The sequence below is a fragment of the Nocardia salmonicida genome (assembly GCF_036142455.1).
Lineage (GTDB): Bacteria > Actinomycetota > Actinomycetes > Mycobacteriales > Mycobacteriaceae > Nocardia > Nocardia salmonicida.
In genome coordinates this window covers 2,674,615-2,693,873 of record NZ_CP108014.1, presented here as the reverse complement: position 1 = coordinate 2,693,873, position 19,259 = coordinate 2,674,615, and the positions used below count along the sequence as shown (strand labels likewise).

Here is a 19,259-nt window from a genome sequence, read left to right as displayed (position 1 = left end):
TCAGGCTTGCGTGGAGTGTGGTCGTCGGGCGGCGAGTGCGGGCAGTTTCGTCCGCTCGACCTTGCCCATCGCGTTGACCGGCAGGGCGTCGACCACGGACCAGATCTCGGGCACCTTGTACGGCGAGAGCTCCCGTCGACACAGTGCGGTCAGTTCCGCGACATCGATCGCGACACCGCCGCTCACGACCACGGCGGCGACGCGGTGGCCGAGCCGGTCGTCGGCGATGCCACAGACCGCGACCTTGGCGACAGCGGGGTGCGCGGCGATGACTCGTTCCACCTCGAGCGGATAGACGTTCGCCCCGCCCCGGATGATGACGAGCTTCTTACGGTCGAGCACCGTCAGCCAGCCGTCCGCGTCGACGGTTCCGATGTCACCGGTCGGGATCGGACCGGGGTCCGGTGCTCGGATGCCCTCGGGTTCCCAGTAGCCGAGCATCGGTCGCCACTGATCGGCCCATGGTCCGGTGGTGGTGCCGCTCAGGTGCAATTCGCCGAGCTCGCCCGCCGGGAGCCGGTGGCCGTCGTCGTAGGCCGCGACGGTGTACTGCGGCAACACCTGCCCGCAGGTTCCAGGACGCGGCGGGGTTCGCGGCGGGTCGATGGAGACGACGGTCGGCGCCTCGGTCAGGCCATAGGTGACGCGGGGGAGGAGCCCGTGCGCCGCGTGGAACGCCTGGCGCAGTGATTCCGGGGTGTCGCCGCCGCCGCTCCACACCTCGGTGAGTGAGCTGAGATCGAGATCGGGGCGTCGGGCGAGATCGTAGAGCTGAGCGGGCGCGCCGTTCCACACGGTGATCCGCCGTGTGGCGATCCAATCGGCGACGCCGTCGACGTCGCGGCGGTTCATCACCACTGCGCAGCCGCCCGCCTGTGCGGTGAGCAGGGTGGACAGGACCATGAGGTTGAGAATGGTGAGCGGAAAGCTGTCGCCCTTGCGCAGTTCGGGGCCCCAGCCACGCGTGGCGACGAGAGCCGCGCCGGGCAGGAGCAGGTTGCGCTGGCTGTGCACCACGGCTTTGGGCTGTCCCGACGTGCCGCTGGTGAAGGCGATGGCGGCAGGCGCGTCGACCTCGGTCTCGACGGGCGGTGCCACCGCGCCGGTGGTCATCAGCTCCGCCCATCGGTCGGAATCGACGCACGCGGACGAGGTCACTCGGCACTGTGCCCCCGCGAGTACGACCATCGGAGCGCAGAGGTCGTCCAGGTAGCGCTGCTCACTCGCCGTGAGTGCCTCGCCGATCCCCGCCCATATCGCGCCGATTCGCTGCGCGCCGTGAAACGCCGCGACGATGTCGAGGTCGTTGGGCAGGCAGGCGGCGACCCGGTCGCCGGGGCGCACACCGAGCGACCACAGCGCCCCCGCGGCCCGGTCGGCCCGATCGTCGAGTTCGGCATAGGTCCAGACACCGGAAACCGCTTCCACCGCCGCGGCGTCTGGGCGGTCGCGGCGGGCGGCGTCGAGTACCGCGGCGATGGTCCCGGTCGTGCGCCGCGGCCGGTGGGAGCTCGGTGGGTCATGGCTGTCGATGTCGTCCACGATTCTTTCCTCACTATTCTTATAATGATTCATACTATAGGCTCGGTCCCGCTGTCCCGGAGTGCGCGCGAGCTCCTGGACATGGCTTCCGCCGATGCCGAATCCTCCCGGCCGCCAACGTCTCCCGGCTGCCGGTTCCCTGTGACGGAGGAGAGGTCGAGCCGTGATGGCACCTCGAACAACGACGCGCTCCGGACCACTGTCCGAGCTGCGTGTCCTCGATCTGACCGCGATGGTGATGGGCCCCTACTGCACCCAGATCATGGCCGACATGGGCGCGGACGTCGTCAAGATCGAACCGCCCGCCGGGGACAACACCCGCTACATCTCGGTCGGGCCCGACCCGACGATGGGCGGGGTGTTCGTCAATGTGAACCGGGGCAAACGCAGCGTGGTCCTGGATCTGCGATCGGAGTCGGGCAAGGACGCGTTGCGCGCACTGATCGTCGACGCCGACGTGTTCGTCCATTCGATGCGCGCCACCGCGATCGCCGGACTCGGATTCGACTACGCCGCGGTGTCGGCGATCAATCCGTCGATCGTCTACACCAACTGCTACGGGTACGGTCGGCGCGGCCCCTACGCGAACTTCACCGCCTATGACGACACCATCCAGGCCGAGAGCGGCCTGCTCTCCGCGCAGGAGCAGCTGACCGGAACGGCGGGCTACGTCGGCACCATCCTGGCCGACAAGGTGGCCGGGTTGACGGCGTTGTACGCCACCACCATGGCGCTGTTCCATCGGGAGCGGACCGGGGAGGGCCAAGAGGTCGAAGTCGCCATGTTCGAGACCATGGCCGCGTTCATGCTGGTGGAACACGCCAACGGCGCGCTGTTCAGCCCACCGCTCGGTCCCGCCGTCTACCCCCGCGCTGTCACGCCGAATCGCAAGCCCTACCGAACCAGCGACGGCGGCTATGTCTGCGCGCTGGTCTACAACGACAAGCAGTGGTCGGCGTTCGTCGACGCCGTCCAGCCGCCGTGGGCCGGACCGCATTTCGCCACCCTCGCCCAGCGCGCGGCCCGGATCGACACCGTCTACGGCCTGCTGAGCGAGACCTTCGCCGAGCGCACGACGCAGGAATGGCTCGATCTGCTGCACGCGCTGGACATCCCGGCCGCCCCGGTCCGCACTCTCGACGAACTCTTCGACGATCCGCACCTGAACGCGGCCGGATTCTTCGAGACGGTCCAGACCGAGTACGGCGCCGTCCGCTTTCCGGGCCCGCCGACCTGGTTCTCCCGCACACCCGGCCGGATCGCCGCCGGCGCGCCCGGACTCGGCGCCCACACCACGGAAGTACTCGACGAGAGACAGCCCCATCGAATCGACCGAGGAATTGGAGAAGCAATGACCAGTATCGGAGAAGCCTTTCGCGCGCGTTCCTGGCTCTTCGCACCGGGCGACAGCAGGCGAAAGATGGAAAAGGCCGCGGCGAGCGCGGCCGACATCGTCATCTTCGACCTGGAGGACGCCGTCCGCGACGCGGCGAAAGGCCAGGCCCGCACGATGATCGCCGATCTGCTCACCGCCCGCCCCGCGGACGCGAGCAGGCTGTGGGTGCGGGTCAACCCGCTCGACGGTCCGCACACCCTGGCCGATCTGGCGGCCGTCGTCCCGGCCGGGCCCGGCGGCATCATGCTGCCCAAGTCGCGCGGTCGTGCCGATGTCGAACTCCTCGACCACTATCTGAGCGCGCTGGAGGCAGCCGCCGGAATCGAACAGGGCTCGACCAAGGTCATCGTGTTGGTGACCGAGACCGCCGAAGCTATGTTCACCACCGGCTCCTACCGGGGAGCGCCCCGGGTCGTCGCGATGACCTGGGGCGCGGAGGATCTCGCCGATTCGGTCGGCGCCGCCGAGAACCGAAACCCGGACGGGAGTTACGGATTCACCTACGAGCTGGCGCGGAGTCTGTGTCTGCTCGGCGCCACCGCCGCCGGGGTAGCGGCGGTCGAGACCATCCAGGGCGATTTCCGCGACCTGGTGGGACTGCGCGCCAGAGTCGCGCGGGTGCGCCGCGACGGTTACAGCGGCATGCTCGCCATCCATCCCGATCAGGTCGAGGTGATCAACGCGGCGTTCACCCCGTCGGCCGCGGAATTGGCCGCGGCCCAGGAGATCGTCGACCTGTTCGCCGCCCATCCCGGTGTCGGTGCCATCGGTCATCGCGGCGCCATGCTCGATCGTCCGCACCTGGCCCGCGCGCAGGCGCTGTTGGCGTCGGGCGGACGCGCGTGAGCGTCCGCGCCGAGGTGACGGATCTGGATCTGGGTCGATACCTGCGCCACGGCGACCGCATCGTCATCGGTCAGGCGTGTGGTGAGCCGACCACCCTGGTCGAAGCGTTGATCGCGGGCGGCCGCGAGATCGGCGGGCTCTCGGCGTTCATCGCCACCAGCTTCTCGGGACTGTTCACCCCCGAGACGGCCGACAGCTTCGCCCTGTCGAGCATGGGAGCGATCGGCACGTTGCGGTCGATGACCAAGGCGCACAAGCTGACCGTGATCCCGTGCCACGTGGGCAGGGTCGCGCCGATGATCGAGGCGGGCACGATCGGGTGCGACATCGCCTTCGTCCAGGTGAGCCCGGCCGACGCGCACGGCAACCACAGTCTCGGGCTGATCAGCGACTACGTCCGGGCCGCGGTCACGAAGGCGCGTGTCGTGGTCGCCGAGGTGAACGAGCGGGTGCCCTACACCCACGGCGCGCTGCTCGCGAGCTCCGACATCGACTGTGCCGTCAGGGTTTCGCGGTCGCCGGTCGCCGTCGCGCCGACCGCCGCCGATCCGACCGACGACGCCATCGCGGGACACGCCGCGCACTACATCGGCGACGGCACCGTCCTGCAGGTCGGTGTCGGCGCGGTGCCGGACGCGGTCCTGCGACTCCTGCACGATCGCACGGATCTCGGCGTGCACTCGGGCATGATCGGCGACGGCGTCGCCGATCTCATCGAGTCGGGCGCGATCACCAACGCGCGCAAAGGCATCGACCCAGGAGTGTCGATCACCGGGGCGCTGATCGGCACCGAACGGCTCTATTCCTTCGCCCACCGCAACGCGCTGATCGGCATGCGCGCCACCTCCTATACCCACGACGCCGCCGTGCTGTCGACCCTGGACAATCTGGTTTCGCTCAATTCGGCGCTCGAGGTGGATCTGACCGGCCAGGTGAACGCCGAACAGAGCGGATCGGCCTATCTCGGCGGCACCGGTGGTCAAGTGGACTTCGTCCGCGCCGGCCTGCGCTCACCGGGTGGGCACGCCGTGATCGCGCTGCCCGCCACCGCGAAAGGCGGAACGGTCAGCCGGATCACCGCGCGGTTGTCCGGGCCGGTGACCACCGCGCGCAGCGAGGTGGATGTGATCGTGACCGAATTCGGTGCCGCCGAACTCGCGGGCAGGTCGGTGGCCGAGCGTGCGCGCCGACTGATCGCCATCGCCCATCCCGACTTCCGGGCGGAGCTCGACCGGGCCGCCCACCTCATCCAGCAGCGAGGTTTCTGATGAACGACGCCGTGCTCTTCGACGCCAGGGCCGACGGCATCGCCGTGATCACCCTGAACCGACCGGAAACCCGCAACTGTCTGGCCGCCGATGTGCGCGCGGGCCTGTACGCAGCGTGGGATCGTTTCGAGCGCGATCCCACGCTGCGCGTCGCCGTGCTCACCGGCGCGGGTGACAAGGCGTTCTGCGCCGGCGGCGATCTCAAGGAGATGGTGGACACCGGGATGCGGGTGCCGCCACCCGAGATGTTCCCGCTGCCCTACGACACCGTCGAGCTGTCCAAGCCCACGATCGCCGCGGTCAACGGCGCCGCGTTCGCCGGCGGCTGGATGATCGCCCAGGCCTGCGACCTGTGCGTGGCGAGCACGGCGGCGACGTTCGCGATCACCGAGGTCAAAGTAGGGCGCAGCTCGCCGTGGGCCGCGCCGCTGATTCATATGATCCCGCAGCGGATCATGATGGAACTGCTGCTCACCGGCGCGCCGATCACCGCGCGACGCGCCTACGAGGTCGGCCTCGTCAACCGACTCGCCGAGCCGGGCGCGGTCCTGACGGCGGCACTGGAACTGGCCGCCGAGATCCTGCGCGGCGCGCCGCTGTCGGTGCGGGCGGCGCGGGACACGGTCATGCTGGCCACCGAGATGGGGCGGTCCGACGCGCTGCGGGCCGCCAAGACCGCCGCCGTCGAGTGCTACGACAGTGCCGACGCGCAGGAAGGTCCGCGCGCGTTCGCGGAGAAGCGAACCCCGATCTGGCTGGGCCGCTGAGGTATTCGGCTGATGCCATGACCAATTCGGCTGGTGCACCGGGAAATTCGGCACGTGCCCGTGGGCCGAATCCGGGCGAGGGGAATGCGGTTCCCTCAGCCCGGTTCGGATGCCCTCGGTAGTCGTTCCATCGACCGTCGCGAGCGTCAAGGCGTGCCGACCGTGGTCATTTCGGCGGGAATCGCAGTGCGCCGTCGAGGCGGATCACCTCGCCGTTGAGGTAGTCGTTCTCGATGATGGACTGCACCAGCTGCCCGTATTCCGGCGACTGCCCCATCCGCTTGGGATGCGGTACCTGCTTGCTCCAGTACACCTCCAGCTGCTCGGCCGCCTTGCCGTAGGCGGGAGTGTTGAAGGTGCCGGGGGCGATCGTGACTACGCGAATGCCCAACGGGGACAGGTCGCGGGCCGCGACCAGGGTCATCCCGACCACGCCGCCCTTGGCCGCGGCGTAGGGGAGTTGACCGATCTGACCCTCGTAGGCGGCGATCGAGGCGGTGTTGATGATGACGCCGCGGCTGCCTTCGTCGAGTGGTTCCTGCTTGGCGATGGCGGCGGCCGAGAGTCGCAGCACATTGAACACGGCGGTCAGATAGAACTCGATCGTGGTGCGGAAGCCGTCGAGCGCGAGGGGGCTGCCGTCTTTGCCGACGAGTCGTCCGCCGCTGGCGGGACCGCCGTGCGTGTCGACCGAAATCCGCAGTGGGCCGAGGGATTGCGCCTCCTCGATGGCGGCCTGAACGGACTCCTCACTGGTGGCATCGGTGTGCACGTAGCGGATGCCGAGTTCGTCCTCGAGTTCCTTGCCCTTGTCGTCGGCGACGTCGGCGACGACCACCTTCGCCCCCGCGGCGTGCAGGCGACGGACGGTGGCTGCCCCGAGCCCGCCGGTGCCGCCGACCACGATGGCGGAACTACCACTGATATCCATGTTGTTTCCCTCTCTTGAAATTAACACTCTCTTGCTGTGAGAATAATGTTCTCATGAACATTGGCATGATCCTAGACATGGCCGCCTCGGCCGGGAGTCGATCGGTGATCACGGTCGACGACCGCTCGCTGTCCGCGGCAGACCTGCTCGACCGCGCCCGGCGAGCGGCCCCTCGCTTCCATGAGCACCCCGCGGTGCTGTATCTGGGCACGAACCATCTGGCCTATCCGGTAGCCCTGTTCGGCGCCGTGCTGGCCGGTGTGCCGTTCGTGCCGTTGAACTACCGGCTCGGCGATGCCCAGCTGAGCGCACTGCTCGAACGACATCCGGGCGCGCTGATCTTGCGACCGGAGGACCTCGACGCCCTGGTGGCCGTCGACCCCGCGCAGCCGGGCCCGCTGGAGCTGCCGACACCGTGGGACGCGGACTCGGTGGCGGTGATCCTCTACACCAGCGGCACCACCTCCGCGCCCAAGGCGGCGCTGCTGCGGCACCGGCATCTGATGGCCTACCTGCTCAATACCGTGGAATTCGGCGCCGCCGCGACCACCGATGCGACGCTGGTGTCGGTGCCGCCGTATCACATCGCGGGGCTGACGAATCTGCTCTCGAACCTCTACGCCGGACGCAGGGTGGTCTACCTGTCCGCGTTCGACCCCGCCGAGTGGCTGGCGACCGTTCGCCGGGAACGGATCACGCAGGCGATGCTGGTGCCGACCATGCTGGCCCGCATCGTCGGCGAGGTCGAGGGGCCCGACGCGGGCACCCCGACCCTGGCGACGCTGGCCTACGGCGGCTCCCGGATGCCGCGCCCGGTCCTGGACCGCGCGCTTCGGGTGTTCCCCGAGACCGGTTTCGTCAACGCCTACGGACTCACCGAGACCGCGTCTTCCGTCGCGGTCCTCGGGCCGGAGGATCACCGTGCCGCCGCCACCTCCGACGACCCGCTCGTCCGCGACCGGCTCGGCTCGGTGGGTCGTGCCCTTCCCGGCATCGAGTTCGAGATCCGCAGTGCCGCAAATGAACCCGTAGCGCTGGGGGAGCCCGGGCTGGTCTTCGTCCGTGGTGAACAGATCTCGGGTGAATACGGCGGACGCAGCGCCCTCGACGCCGACGGCTGGTTTCCCACCGGCGATCTCGGCAAGCTCGACGACGCCGGCTACCTGTTCATCGAGGGTCGCGCCGACGACACGATCATCCGAGGCGGGGAGAACATCGCACCGGCCGAGATCGAGGACGTGCTCCTCGAATACCCCGGCATCACCGAAGCCGCGGTCGTCGGCGTGCCCGATCCGGAATGGGGTCAGCGCCTGGTCGCGGTGGTGGTCGGGGTCGGCGACGAAGCGCGGATCAAACAGTGGGTCAAAGAGCGGCTGCGCTCGTCCAAGACACCCGACGTCATCGTGTTCCGCACCGAGCTGCCCAAGACCGACACCGGAAAACTATTGCGACGCAACCTTGTTGCCGAATTGGAGGACACCCGTGCCTGAAGCAGTCATCGTCTCCGCGCTACGCACGCCCATCGGGACCGCACGGAAGGGGACACTGCGCGATACCGACGCCTTCACGCTGGCCGATCATGTAGTCGCCGCCGTGGCTGACGGCCTCGATCCGAGCCGAATCGACGACGTCGTTCTCGGGGAAGGCCGCTACGGCGGCGGAGTGCTGGCCCGGCACGCCGCGGTCACCGCCGGGCTGACCACAGTGCCCGGCCTCGCCACGAACCGCCACTGCGCGGCGGGGATGGCGGCGGTGCAGTCCGCCGCGGCGAGCATCCGCGCGGGCATGGACCGGCTCGTCATCGCCGGTGGCGTGAACTCCGACTCCACCGCGCCGCGCCTGCGTTTCCGGGTGGGCGAGGACGAATGGCTCGAGCCCTGGACCTCACCGAGTCACCCCGATCGTCCGGATGCGCCGAATCTGGACATGTCCATCACTGTCGGCTGGAACGCGGCGGTCAAAGCCGGTATCTCGCGCGCGGAAATGGACGCCTGGGCGCTGCGCTCGCACCGCAATGCCATCGCCGCCATCGACGAGGGGCGTTTCGCCGACGAGATCGTGCCGATCAAGACCCCGCACGGCCTGTTCGAGGTCGACGAGCACCCACGGCGCGACACCACGCTGGAGAAGCTGGCCGGGTTGAAGGTTCTGCACCCGGAGATCGAGGGTTTCAGCATCACGGCGGGCAATGCCGCGGGCGCCAACGACGGCGCCGCGGCGCTGGCCATCGCCAGCGATCGTCTCGGGCTGCCCGCGCTCGGTGTGATCCGGGCCTGGGCATCGGTCGGGGTCGACCCGGCTGTCACGGGGCTGGCGCCCATCGAGGCGATCGCGAAAGCTGTGTCCCGGGCCGGTATTTCGCTGTCCCAGGTGAGTCTGTTCGAAATCAACGAGGCGTTCGCCGTGGTGCCGCTGGCCACGATCAAGGCACTCGACATCGACCCGGACCTGGTCAATGTCAGCGGTAGTGGATGCTCGCTCGGTCATCCGGTCGCGGCGACCGGCGCCAGGATGATCGCCACCCTGGTGCACGAATTGCGGCGGCGTGGTGGCGGTTTCGGCATCGCCGCGCTGTGTGCCGGCGGCGGAATGGGTTCGGCGACAGTCATCGAGGTAGCCGCGCCGTGATCGGGGACCGGGTGGCCGCATCGGCCACCCGGTCGATTCATGCTTTGGCGAACCCGAACGCGCAGAAGTCCCAGACTTCACCCGCGGTGATCGGGTGCGCGGTGTCCTCGTCGGTGCCGCCCGCCGACTGTGCGGTGAACATGACCGTCTGCATCACCACGGCGGCCATGCGGCGCGGGTTGAGGTCATCGCGCAGCGCACCGGCCTCCTTGGCCTGTTCCATCAGGTCGCTGAACAGGCTCAGCAGTGGCGCGTGCGCGATCTTGACCTGGGTGGGATGCGAGACCAGCAGTTGCGGCGCGAAATCGGTGAACAGCGGACGCTGCGCGACCGGGTCGGGCCTACACAGTTCGAACAGCAATTCGACGGTGACCCGAAGGCGGTCCAGCGGCTCGGTCTTGCCCTCGGCGGCCGCCGCCAGCTGATCCGCCGTCCGGTTCAGCGCGTCCTCGAACAGGGCGAGCAACAGCTCGTGCTTGCCGTCGAACTGCAGGTAGAAGCTGCGCAGTGACTGACGCGAACGGTCGACCACTTCTTGGACGGTGAAGTCGGTGGTGCCCTTTTCGGTGATGATGGCCTGCGCCGCGTCGAGGAACTTTTGCACCCGCTGCTCGGCCCGCAGTTTCGCCCCGCGGATGGACCGCTCGACGGCCCGCTGCTTCCAGGCGGGCTCTTCGCTGACGCTGGTCACGGTCGCCTCCATCCTCGGTTATGTGTGCAGAACATGGATGCACTGTACCGGAGAACGTCATATCCATCGGTGGTCAGCCCTGCGTGTCCGCGATCTTGGAGACCATTACTTTCTTCATAAGAGAATGCTATTCTCCGTGTTGTTAACGACATTAGCCGACAAGGAGGCCCTCCGGATGCTCGTGGAGTTCGACTCCGATCAACGGCTGTGGCAGGAGACTGTCCGCGCCGTTCTCGCCAAGGAGTGTCCGCCCGCACTGATCCGTGCGGTCGCGGACAAGGACGCCGATCCGGCCCCGCTGTGGCATACCTATGTCGAGCTGGGCTGGACCGAATTGACCGACGCCACCGACGCGGTGGAACTGGCTATCGTGCTCGAAGAGCTGGGCCGGGCCACCGACCCGACGCCCTATCTGGCGACGATGAGCCAGTTCGCCCCGCTCGCGGCGGAATTCGCGCAGGGCCCTCGCTCGGGGACGGCCGTGTTCACCGGTGTCACGGTGCAACGCGACGGCTCGGACTGGGTGCTCGACGGCACCGGCCACCATGTCCTCGACGGTGATCGAGCCGAGCAGTTCGCGGTCGTCACCGATGTCGGGGTGTTCGTCGTGGAAGCTTCCGAGGCGATCGCCCGGCGCACAGCGGTGTTCGACCCGGTCCTGCACCTCGCCGACGTGAGCTTCGTCGGGGTACGGGTGCGCGATGACCGCCGTGTCACCAGCGTGCCGGAACGCGCTCGCCATCTCGCGCTGACCGGTCTGGCATTGACCACGGTCGGTGCCTGTCAGCGCATTCTGGACCTGGTGCTCGAGCATGTGCGCACGCGTCAGCAGTTCGGTGTCGCGCTCGGCTCGTTCCAGGCGGTCAAACACAAGGCCGCGGACATGGAGATCGCCATCGAACGGGCAAGGGCGCTGGCCTATTTCGCGGCGCTGACCATCGCCGCCGATGATCCACGCCGCCGGATCGCGGCCTCGATGGCCAAGGCCGCCGCCGGTGAATGCCAGTCCCTGGTGTTCCGCCACGGTGTGCAGTTGTTCGGCGGCATGGGTTTCACCTGGGAAAACGACCTGCAATTCGCGCTCAAGCGGGCCAAGGCCGGCGAGCTGCTGCTCGGCGGCGCGCACACGCATCGGGCGCTGATCGCCGAGGAGTACCGTGCAACTGACTTTTGACGCCGACGTCGAAGCCTTCCGGGCCGAATTCGTGGCCTTCCTGGACGAGAACCTGCCCGACGCGGCGGTCGCGGGAGCGGACCGGGCTGGTTCCAGCGCCGATATTCCCGGCTGGGCTCGCGAGTGGCAGCGTCGCCAATTCGACAGCGGCTGGCTGCTTCCCGGCAACGCCCCGGAATACGGCGGCCGCAACGCGACCCTCGTGCAGCAGTACGTGCACCTGCAAGAGCTGTCCAAGCGGCACATGTATCACAGCTTCAATCCCCAGGGGCTCGGCATCATCGCCGCCTCGCTGCTGTCCTTCGGCACCGAAGAGCAGAAGAAGAACTGGGCGGTGCGAATCCTGCGCGCCGAGATCACCGCGGCGCTCGGCATGAGCGAACCGGGCGCCGGGTCCGATCTGGCCGGTCTGCGGACCCGCGCCGTGCTCGACGGCGACCACTTCGTCGTGAACGGGCAGAAGGTCTGGACCTCCGGCGCCCACGACGCCGACGTGCTGCTCACTTTCGTCCGCACCGACCCGGACCTTCCCAAACACAAGGGGATCAGCGTGCTGCTGATCCCGACCGACACCCCGGGGGTGACGCGGCGGCCGTTCGCCTCGATCTGCGGACCGCACGACCTGGACTTCAACGAGGTGTTCTTCGAGAACGTGGTGGTGCCCGCGGAGAACCTCGTCGGCCCGCTGCACGGTGGCTGGGGTGTGGCCAACGGTTCCCTCGGCCACGAGCGCACGCTGCTGTGGCTCAGCTTCGCCGAGCGGCTGCGGGAACTGATCGAAGACTTCCGACCGAGCACGGTGCTCGAGCGCGACCACTACGCGACGATGGTCATGGACAACCAGGCCTTGCGCCTGCTCGGCTCGGCGGCACTGGCTCGCGCGGCCCGCGGCGACCAGGACGTCGCCGCGCTGTCGGTGCTCAAGGTGTTCGGCTCCGAGGCCGTGCAGAGCGCGGCGGAGCAGACCTTGCTCGCGGCGGGCTCGGACGGGCTCGTACACCCGGCCATGACCGCGCCGTTCAATCCGCTGAATCTGGACAACTTCTCGTGCAGTTGGTTCGAGCGCTACGCGCGTAGCTTCGCGGGCACCATCGCCGGCGGCACCTCGGAAATCCAACGCAACATCATCGCCGAGCGTGTGCTCGGTCTCCCTCGGAGCTGAGGAGCTCGCTGTGTACATCCGCTACGAAGTCGCCGACAAGATCGCGACCATCACCCTGGATCGGCCGGAGGCGGCCAACGCCCAGAACTCGGACCTGCTCGATGAACTCGACGCCGCGTGGACCCGCGCCGCTCAGGATCCCGAGGTCGCGGTGATCGTGTTGCGCGGCGAGGGTAAACACTTCTCGGCCGGTCATGATCTGAAAGATCGCTGGCCCTCCTCCGACGACATCACCCTGGAGTGGATCTACCAGAACGAGAGCCGACGCTACCTCGAATACTCCCTGCGCTGGCGCAATGTGCCCAAGCCGTCGATCGCCGCGGTGCAGGGACGCTGCATCGCCGGTGGACTCCTGCTGTGCTGGCCGTGCGACCTGATCGTCGCCGCCGACGACGCGCTGTTCTCCGACCCGGTAGTGCTCATGGGCATCGGCGGCGTCGAATACCACGGGCACACCTGGGAACTCGGCGCGCGCAAGGCCAAGGAGATCCTGTTCACCGGCCGCGCGGTGACCGCGACGGAGGCCGAACAGGTCGGCATGGTGAACAAGGTGGTGCCGCGCGCGGAGCTCGACGAGCAGACCCGCGCGCTGGCGACCCGGATCGCCGCGATGCCGTCGTTCGGCTTGCGGCAGGCCAAACGCGCGGTCAACCAGACGCTCGACGTCCAGGGCTTCTACGCCGCCATTCAGTCCGTCTTCGACGTGCACTCGACCGGTCACGGGAACGCGTTGAGCGTGAACGGCTTTCCGATCCTGATGGCGCTGGACGAGATGAAACAGAAGATCGAGTGATCCGTCGCTCATGAAGAGAGGTACCACCAATGCGAAATACACTGCGCCACAAGGCGATGGCCTGTTGCGGTCTCGTGCTGATCGCCGTCGTCACGGTCACCGGCTGTGGCTCCGACGACGAGGGGTCCAGTAGTTCGTCGACCACATCGGCGGTCGCCACCTCGGCCGCGACCGCGGCGGCCGACCCGGCTGCGGTCAAATCCATCACCGATGCCTACGTGCTGTTCTTCGACGGCAAGGCGCCGGCGGACAAGAAGGTCGCGGTCGTCGAGAAGGGTGCCGCGTTCACCCCGCTGCTGCAGGCCCAGGCGGCCAACCCGCAGGCGCAGAGCACCTCGGTCACCGTGGGCGGGGTGAAGCTGATCGACGCCGACAATGCCGACGTCACCTATTCGCTGCTCATGAACGGCACCCCGGTGCTTCCCGATCAGACCGGTCAGGCGGTGCGTGAGGGCGGCCAGTGGAAGGTCGCCGCGGCCACCTACTGCGCGTTGATGGCGATTCAGGGCGGTACCTCGCCGGCTTGTTGAGGTAGCCGAAATAGTGTGGCGCTCAGCGGTTTTCCGCTGGGCGCCACACGTGTGCGCGGGGTGTGGCGAACGCTGTCGACCACCGCGGCAAGGATTCGCCATCGATCTTTCGCCAAAGTGTTAACTTTATTCTCTCTGAGTGAGAAGATGATTTCCGATATGGAGAGCGTCGACCACAGGCGCTTCGTTCGATGAGGAGCAGGGCTCGGCCGCCGAGCTTGTGTCAGGAGGACATCGGTGAGATCGCAGCGAATATTCGTCGCCTTGATGGCGACTACGTTGTTGGTGGCGGGCTGTAGCGGCCGCACCGGCAGTGGCGTCGAAGAGACCGCGGCACCGGGCGGCAAGGCGGTGACGAGCGAGTTCGGTGATCTGACCGGCGTCTGTCAGTCCGGCGCGTCGACGAGTTCGCCCGCGCAGGGGGTGACGCCGCAGCAGATCGAAGTCGGTGTGTTCACCGACATGGGCTTCACCAAGAACCCCGAACTGGTCGATGCCGCCAAGGTCTTCACCTCCTGGTGCAACGACAACGGCGGAATCAACGGTCGCAAGCTGGCTTTCAACATCCGTGACGCGAAACTGCTCGAGGTCCGCCAGCGGATGCTGGAAGCCTGCCGCGAGGACTTCGCGCTGGTCGGTGGCTCCGCCGCACTCGATTCCCTCGGGGTCAAAGATCGGCTCTCCTGCACGCTGCCCGAGTTCCCCTCACAGGTGAGTCAGGCCGAGAACACCGGTTCGGATCTCCAAGTGGGGTCCGGCGCTTCCTCCGCGCGCCCCTACGACACCTACGCGGGCATGCATCAGTGGCTGTTCAAAGAGGCGTACCCGGCGTCGGCGGCCGCTGTCGGCATCGTCGTGGCCGACTCGCCGGTGGTGAAATCCATGGCGGATCGATACGGGGAGTCGCTGCCCGCCGAGGGCGCGACCCTGATCTACAACGACCTCTACCCGGCGGCCGGCGTCTCGGATTGGACGCCCTACGCACAGTCCATCAAGGCCAAGGGCGTGAAGGGTCTGATCTTCCTCGGCGACTTCCGCAGCCTCGCCAAGCTCGAGGATGTGCTCACCAGCATGGACTACAAGCTGGACTGGGTCGACGTCACCAGCAACGCCTACACCCCCGCGTTCCTCGAACTCGCCCGCACGTCCCTGTCCGCCCAGAACAACTTCGCCGACCTGTCGGGGACGGTGCCGCTGGAGTCCGCCGACAGTGCCCCCGCGGTGCAGCGGGCGAAGGATTTGTACGCCCGGTACGCACCCGACGGGAAACTGACCTACAACGGGCTGCGCTCGCTGATCCAGTGGCTGTTGTTCGCGAAGGCGGCTTCGAGCTGCGGTGACAACCTCACCCGCACCTGCGTCGTGGAGACCGCGCGCAAGGAGACCGCGTGGACCGCGGGCGGTTTGCAGGCTCCCGCCGACATGTCGACCCACACCGTGCCGCCCAAGTGCTTCAACGTGATGAAGGCGACCGCGCAGGGCTGGACGATCGCGGACTTCAAGCCCGACACCGGCCCGTTCCGCTGCGACATGAAGCCCTACGTCTACACCAAGGAGTACGGCCGCCCGCTGACATTGGCCGACGTCGGCAAGAGCATGAGCGACGTCAAATAATGGAGCAGTTCATCGCTTTCGGCATCGTCGGGCTCAGTACCGCCGCGATCTACGCCATCATCGGTAGCGGCCTGGTCCTGACCTTCACCACGACCGGTGTCTTCAACTTCGCGCACGGCGCGGCGGGCATGATGTCGGCCTTCGTGTACTGGCAGTTCACGGTGGGCTGGGGCGTGCCGACGCCGATCTCGGTGGCCCTGGTGCTACTGGTGTTCGCGCCACTGTTCGGGTTGGCGTTCGCGCAGGCGCTGGCGCCGACCCAGGGGCTCGGCGATGCCGAGAAGCTGGTCATGACGGTGGCGTTGCTCAGCGGCCTGATGCTCACCGCGCGCTGGATCTGGAATCCGGACGTGGCGCGCACCCTGCCGCGGTTCTTCGCCGAGCAACGACCGCTGCACCTGGGATCGGTGACCATCACCTGGCATCAGGCGTTGACCATGGTCGTCGCGGTGGCCGTGGCCGTCGCACTGCGCATTCTGCTGTACCGGACCAGAACCGGCGCGGAAATGCGGGCCACCGTCGACGATCGGGCCCTGGTCGGGCTCACCGGCGCCGACCCGCAGCGCGCCAACCGGGTGGCCTGGATGCTCGGCATCGAGTTGGCGGCCGTCGGCGGCATCCTCATCGCGCCGATGGTGGCCCTGGACGCGGCGCAGCTGTCGTTGCTGATCGTCAGCGCCTACAGCGCGGCGATCTTCGGACGGCTGCGCAGTCTGCCGATGACGTTTCTCGGTGCGGTCGTCGTCGGTTGTCTGGAGAGCTACCTCACCGGGTACCTGCCGCAGAACGAGTATCTGCCCGGACTGCGGTTGGCCGCGCCCGCGCTGCTGCTGCTCGTCGCGCTGCTGTTGTTCCCGCACGGGCGGTTGCGTGGGCGTGATCGGCGGTTGAGCCCCGTGCCGCTGCCGACCGTGCGTGGTTCGGCTGTGTTCGCGGTCGTCGTCGCGGTGGTCGGGGTCATGCTCGCCACTGTGCTCAGCGAAGCGGATCTGATCACCTACGGCCTGATCTTCGCCTTCGGGGTGATCGCGCTGTCGTTCGTCCCGCTCGCCGGTTTCGCGGGCCAGATCTCGCTGTGTCAGCTGAGCATCGCCGGGATCGGCGCGGTCGCCTACGCGCATCTGGGGGCCGACGGGCAATGGTGGGCGTTGCTCGCCGCCATGGCGATCGCGGGCGCCGTCGGCGCGCTGATCGCATTGCCTGCGCTGCGGTTGTCCGGGGTGTATCTCGCGCTCGGCACGGCCGCGTTCGCGGTCGTGCTCGACCGCTGGATCTTCACCCTGCCGTCGTTCGAGGTGTTCGGCGTGCGGATCGCCCTGTTCGATCAAGGATCGGTGGATCTGGTCGGCCCCAGCCTGTTCGGGATCCAGTTGACCAGTACCGCGCAGGTGACCGTCTTCGCCGCCGTCGTGCTCGGGCTGGCCGGATTCGGGGTGGCGATGCTGCGCCGCAGCCGACTCGGCAGACGGTTGATCGCCCTGCGCGACAGCGAGGCCGCCTACGCCACTCTCGGAGGGAACCTGCTGGCGGCCAAGATGCTGGTGTTCTCGCTGTCGGCGGCTATCGCCGGTCTCGGCGGGGCGCTCTACGGTATGCAGTTGCGGTCGGTGACCGCCGAACAGTTCGGATTCGTCGCCGGCCTGCCGATCTTCTTGATCGTGGTGATCGCCGGGCTCGGCGCGGTCGGCAGCGGTTTGTTCACCGGCGCCGTCTATTCGGGACCGCTCAACGCGATTCCGGTGCTGTTCCCGGCGCTGACGAACCTCGTCCACGTGTTGCCCGCGCTGGGTGGCATCGCGTTCAGTGGTGGGTTCCTCGGCCAGGGTGCGTTGGCGCATATGCGCCGCGAATGGGCTGCGGCACTGCGTGATCGAGTCGCGATGGCGGTGCTGATCGGTGGCCTGGCCCTGCTGTGGGCGCTGCGCGTGGGCGACGTCGTCAACGGCTACGTGTTCACCGCCGGCGCGCTGATCGCCGCCATCGTCGTGCCGCGCTGGGCGAATCGGCGTAACCGTCCGCCCACGCCCGCGCAGGTGCCGGTCGAATGGCTCGGCATCGAACGGCCGTGGACCACAGCAGACAAGGAGATGCTCGATCGTGGCATCACTACTCGAAGTTGAGGACGTCTCGGTGACCTTCGGTGGTCACCGCGCCCTCGACCGGGCCGGGTTGTGCGCCGAGGCGGGCCGGGTGACCGGCCTGATCGGTCCCAACGGCGCGGGCAAGAGCACCCTGTTCGACGTGATCTGCGGGTTGCGGCGACCGGTGACCGGCCGGGTCACGATGAACGGCCGCAATGTCACCCGGCTCGGGCCCGCCCGCCGGGCCGGGCACGGGCTGGCACGGACCTTTCAGCGGCTGGAACTGTTCGGGCGCTTGAGCGTTCGCGACAATCTACTGGTCGCCGCCGAGCTCGGACGACATCGGCGCGCCGCCGCCGGGATCGTCGACGAACTTCTCGGCAGGCTCGGCCTGGACGAGGTCGCCGACACCACCGCCGACGAGCTGCCGACCGGCACCGGTCGGCTGGTCGAGGTGGGCCGGGCGATGGCGGCCCGGCCCAGCGTGGTCCTGCTCGACGAGCCGGCAGCCGGCCTCGACCACACCGAAACCGAGCGGTTCGCCGCGCTGTTGCGGTCGCTGGCCGACGACGGTGTCGCGGTTCTGCTCGTGGAGCACGACATGGGCCTGGTCATGAACGTCTGCGATCAGCTCTACGTGCTCGACCTCGGCAAGATCATCAGCTCCGGTCCGCCCGAGGTGATCCGCCGTGACGCCGCCGTACTCGCCGCCTACCTAGGAGAAGGATGACCTTCGCACTCGAACTACACGGTGTCCGTGCGGCTTACGATGCGATCACCGTGCTGCACGGGCTCGACCTGCGGGTCGCCGCGGGCGAGGTCGTCGCGTTGCTCGGGCCCAACGGTGCGGGCAAGACGACCACGTTGCGCGTCGCGGCCGGGGTGCACGCGGTCACGACCGGCCGACTCGTGCTCGGCGGCCGAGACGTCACCGGGGCCGACCCTCGCGATCTCGCCGCCACCGGGGTCTGCCTGATCCCCGAGGGCCGCGGCGTGTTCCCCAACCTGTCGGTGAGCGACAACCTGCTGATGATGACTTTCACCGGCAAGACCCACGCCGAGATCGAGGAGGTGGCGTTCAGCCGATTCCCGATTCTCGCCGAGCGCGCCGATCAGATCGCCGGCACGATGTCGGGCGGCGAACAGCAGATGCTCGCCCTTGCCAGAGGATTGGCCACCGATCCCGCCGTGCTGCTGCTCGACGAACTGTCCATGGGCTTGGCCCCGTTGGTGGTCGAGCGACTCTACGAGCAGGTCGCCGAGATCGCTCGGCAAGGCGTGGCGGTGCTGGTGGTCGAGCAGTTCGCCGCCGCCGTGCTCGACATCGCCGATCACGCGGCCGTGCTGGTGCGTGGCCGCATCGAATACCAGGGGCCCGCCGACGGCGAACTCCGCCGCGAACTGGCCAACCTCTACCTAGGAAGTCAATGATGACCGAAACACGTGCCGACCGCTTCGCCCGCGAACTGGCCGAATTGAAGATCCCCGATCCGGCCGTGGGCCGGGGCAGTCTGTGGCTGCGCCTGGGCGCCGTCCTGATGGTGGCGGGCCCGGCGCTGGCCGTGATCGCCTATTTCCTGGCGCACAACACCTCTGATCCGCTCGCCCAGCGCGACGCGCTGGCGCTGGCGCTCACCGGAGTGGCGGGCAGCGTCGTCGGCGCCGCACTGTTCGTGCGCTACTCGCTGACCGGTGTTCTTCGCTTCTGGATGGCGCGCCAGTCCTACGACCTCGACCGGCTCGGGGATCGACTGTCGGAGAACCGGATTCAACTCGACGATACGGCCGCAGCGGCTCGATGAGGATCTGATCGGGAGCGCCCCGGGGTGGGGGGCG

The 19,259-nt window shown here is 68.1% G+C and carries 17 protein-coding genes and 1 pseudogene; 15 read left to right on the top strand and 3 right to left on the bottom strand.

What is annotated here, in order from left to right:
- On the bottom strand, positions 1–1,542 hold the full coding sequence (locus OHS03_RS12815) for a class I adenylate-forming enzyme family protein (protein ID WP_328662930.1): 1,542 nt from the start codon (positions 1,540–1,542) through the stop codon (positions 1–3).
- A gap of 166 nt (positions 1,543–1,708) precedes the next feature.
- Between OHS03_RS12815 and OHS03_RS12810 the strand changes: the two are divergent.
- From OHS03_RS12810 to OHS03_RS12795, 4 genes and pseudogenes are all read left to right on the top strand, one after another.
- Positions 1,709–2,854: pseudogene (locus OHS03_RS12810) on the top strand (CaiB/BaiF CoA transferase family protein); the annotation flags it as partial.
- 39 nt (positions 2,855–2,893) lie between these two features.
- Positions 2,894–3,784, top strand: a complete 891-nt coding sequence (locus tag OHS03_RS12805) for an HpcH/HpaI aldolase/citrate lyase family protein (protein ID WP_328664203.1) — start codon at positions 2,894–2,896, stop codon at positions 3,782–3,784.
- Positions 3,781–5,052, top strand: coding sequence for an acetyl-CoA hydrolase/transferase family protein (locus OHS03_RS12800; RefSeq protein WP_328662929.1), 1,272 nt, complete (start codon positions 3,781–3,783; stop codon positions 5,050–5,052). The genes OHS03_RS12805 and OHS03_RS12800 overlap by 4 nt, the downstream gene beginning before the upstream one ends.
- Positions 5,052–5,819, top strand: a complete 768-nt coding sequence (locus OHS03_RS12795) for an enoyl-CoA hydratase-related protein (protein WP_328662928.1) — start codon at positions 5,052–5,054, stop codon at positions 5,817–5,819. Before OHS03_RS12800 ends, OHS03_RS12795 begins: the two co-directional genes overlap by 1 nt.
- A gap of 166 nt (positions 5,820–5,985) precedes the next feature.
- On the opposite strand, the gene OHS03_RS12790 is transcribed toward OHS03_RS12795, so the two are convergent.
- Entirely contained in the window at positions 5,986–6,750 is a 765-nt protein-coding gene (locus OHS03_RS12790; RefSeq protein WP_056809136.1) for an SDR family NAD(P)-dependent oxidoreductase, read from the bottom strand.
- Between the two features lie 53 nt (positions 6,751–6,803).
- Here OHS03_RS12790 and OHS03_RS12785 point away from each other — a divergent pair, with 53 nt between their 5' ends.
- Positions 6,804–8,240, top strand: a complete 1,437-nt coding sequence (locus OHS03_RS12785; RefSeq protein WP_328662927.1) for a class I adenylate-forming enzyme family protein — start codon at positions 6,804–6,806, stop codon at positions 8,238–8,240.
- A complete protein-coding gene (locus OHS03_RS12780) occupies positions 8,233–9,378 on the top strand; it encodes a thiolase family protein (protein ID WP_328662926.1) in 1,146 nt (381 codons plus the stop codon). The genes OHS03_RS12785 and OHS03_RS12780 overlap by 8 nt, the downstream gene beginning before the upstream one ends.
- A 37-nt stretch (positions 9,379–9,415) precedes the next feature.
- Here the strand turns inward: OHS03_RS12780 and OHS03_RS12775 are convergent, their stop codons facing one another.
- Entirely contained in the window at positions 9,416–10,069 is a 654-nt protein-coding gene (locus OHS03_RS12775) for a TetR/AcrR family transcriptional regulator (protein ID WP_328662925.1), read from the bottom strand.
- A gap of 175 nt (positions 10,070–10,244) precedes the next feature.
- Here OHS03_RS12775 and OHS03_RS12770 point away from each other — a divergent pair, with 175 nt between their 5' ends.
- The 9 genes from OHS03_RS12770 to OHS03_RS12730 all read left to right on the top strand — a co-directional run bounded on the left by OHS03_RS12770 (position 10,245) and on the right by OHS03_RS12730 (position 19,225).
- A complete protein-coding gene (locus OHS03_RS12770) occupies positions 10,245–11,243 on the top strand; it encodes an acyl-CoA dehydrogenase family protein (protein ID WP_328662924.1) in 999 nt (332 codons plus the stop codon).
- Positions 11,227–12,405, top strand: coding sequence for an acyl-CoA dehydrogenase family protein (locus OHS03_RS12765; protein WP_328662923.1), 1,179 nt, complete (start codon positions 11,227–11,229; stop codon positions 12,403–12,405). The genes OHS03_RS12770 and OHS03_RS12765 overlap by 17 nt, the downstream gene beginning before the upstream one ends.
- A 10-nt stretch (positions 12,406–12,415) precedes the next feature.
- Positions 12,416–13,198, top strand: a complete 783-nt coding sequence (locus OHS03_RS12760) for an enoyl-CoA hydratase (protein ID WP_056815067.1) — start codon at positions 12,416–12,418, stop codon at positions 13,196–13,198.
- A gap of 29 nt (positions 13,199–13,227) precedes the next feature.
- Entirely contained in the window at positions 13,228–13,728 is a 501-nt protein-coding gene (locus OHS03_RS12755; protein WP_328662922.1) for an MTB12 C-terminal domain-containing protein, read from the top strand.
- A gap of 237 nt (positions 13,729–13,965) precedes the next feature.
- The gene (locus OHS03_RS12750; RefSeq protein WP_328662921.1) at positions 13,966–15,342 is read left to right on the top strand and encodes an ABC transporter substrate-binding protein; all 1,377 of its coding nucleotides are present in this window, start codon (positions 13,966–13,968) and stop codon (positions 15,340–15,342) included.
- A complete protein-coding gene (locus tag OHS03_RS12745) occupies positions 15,342–17,462 on the top strand; it encodes a branched-chain amino acid ABC transporter permease (RefSeq protein WP_328662920.1) in 2,121 nt (706 codons plus the stop codon). Before OHS03_RS12750 ends, OHS03_RS12745 begins: the two co-directional genes overlap by 1 nt.
- Entirely contained in the window at positions 17,440–18,153 is a 714-nt protein-coding gene (locus tag OHS03_RS12740; protein WP_328662919.1) for an ABC transporter ATP-binding protein, read from the top strand. Before OHS03_RS12745 ends, OHS03_RS12740 begins: the two co-directional genes overlap by 23 nt.
- Positions 18,150–18,854: an ABC transporter ATP-binding protein gene (locus tag OHS03_RS12735; protein WP_328662918.1), complete on the top strand. Its 705-nt coding sequence runs from the start codon at positions 18,150–18,152 to the stop codon at positions 18,852–18,854. Before OHS03_RS12740 ends, OHS03_RS12735 begins: the two co-directional genes overlap by 4 nt.
- Positions 18,854–19,225, top strand: coding sequence for a hypothetical protein (locus OHS03_RS12730; RefSeq protein WP_328662917.1), 372 nt, complete (start codon positions 18,854–18,856; stop codon positions 19,223–19,225). Before OHS03_RS12735 ends, OHS03_RS12730 begins: the two co-directional genes overlap by 1 nt.
- Positions 19,226–19,259 lie beyond the last annotated feature (34 nt).

What these genes read in the sequence shown, in the direction of transcription:
- OHS03_RS12805 (WP_328664203.1), top strand. Translation starts at nt 2,894, where the DNA reads ATGACCAGTATCGGAGAAGCCTTTCGCGCGCGTTCCTGGCTCTTCGCA.
- OHS03_RS12795 (WP_328662928.1), top strand. Translation starts at nt 5,052, where the DNA reads ATGAACGACGCCGTGCTCTTCGACGCCAGGGCCGACGGCATCGCCGTG.
- OHS03_RS12790 (WP_056809136.1), bottom strand. Translation starts at nt 6,750, where the DNA reads ATGGATATCAGTGGTAGTTCCGCCATCGTGGTCGGCGGCACCGGCGGG.
- OHS03_RS12785 (WP_328662927.1), top strand. Translation starts at nt 6,804, where the DNA reads ATGAACATTGGCATGATCCTAGACATGGCCGCCTCGGCCGGGAGTCGA.
- OHS03_RS12770 (WP_328662924.1), top strand. Translation starts at nt 10,245, where the DNA reads ATGCTCGTGGAGTTCGACTCCGATCAACGGCTGTGGCAGGAGACTGTC.
- OHS03_RS12755 (WP_328662922.1), top strand. Translation starts at nt 13,228, where the DNA reads ATGCGAAATACACTGCGCCACAAGGCGATGGCCTGTTGCGGTCTCGTG.
- OHS03_RS12745 (WP_328662920.1), top strand. Translation starts at nt 15,342, where the DNA reads ATGGAGCAGTTCATCGCTTTCGGCATCGTCGGGCTCAGTACCGCCGCG.
- OHS03_RS12735 (WP_328662918.1), top strand. Translation starts at nt 18,150, where the DNA reads ATGACCTTCGCACTCGAACTACACGGTGTCCGTGCGGCTTACGATGCG.
- OHS03_RS12730 (WP_328662917.1), top strand. Translation starts at nt 18,854, where the DNA reads ATGACCGAAACACGTGCCGACCGCTTCGCCCGCGAACTGGCCGAATTG.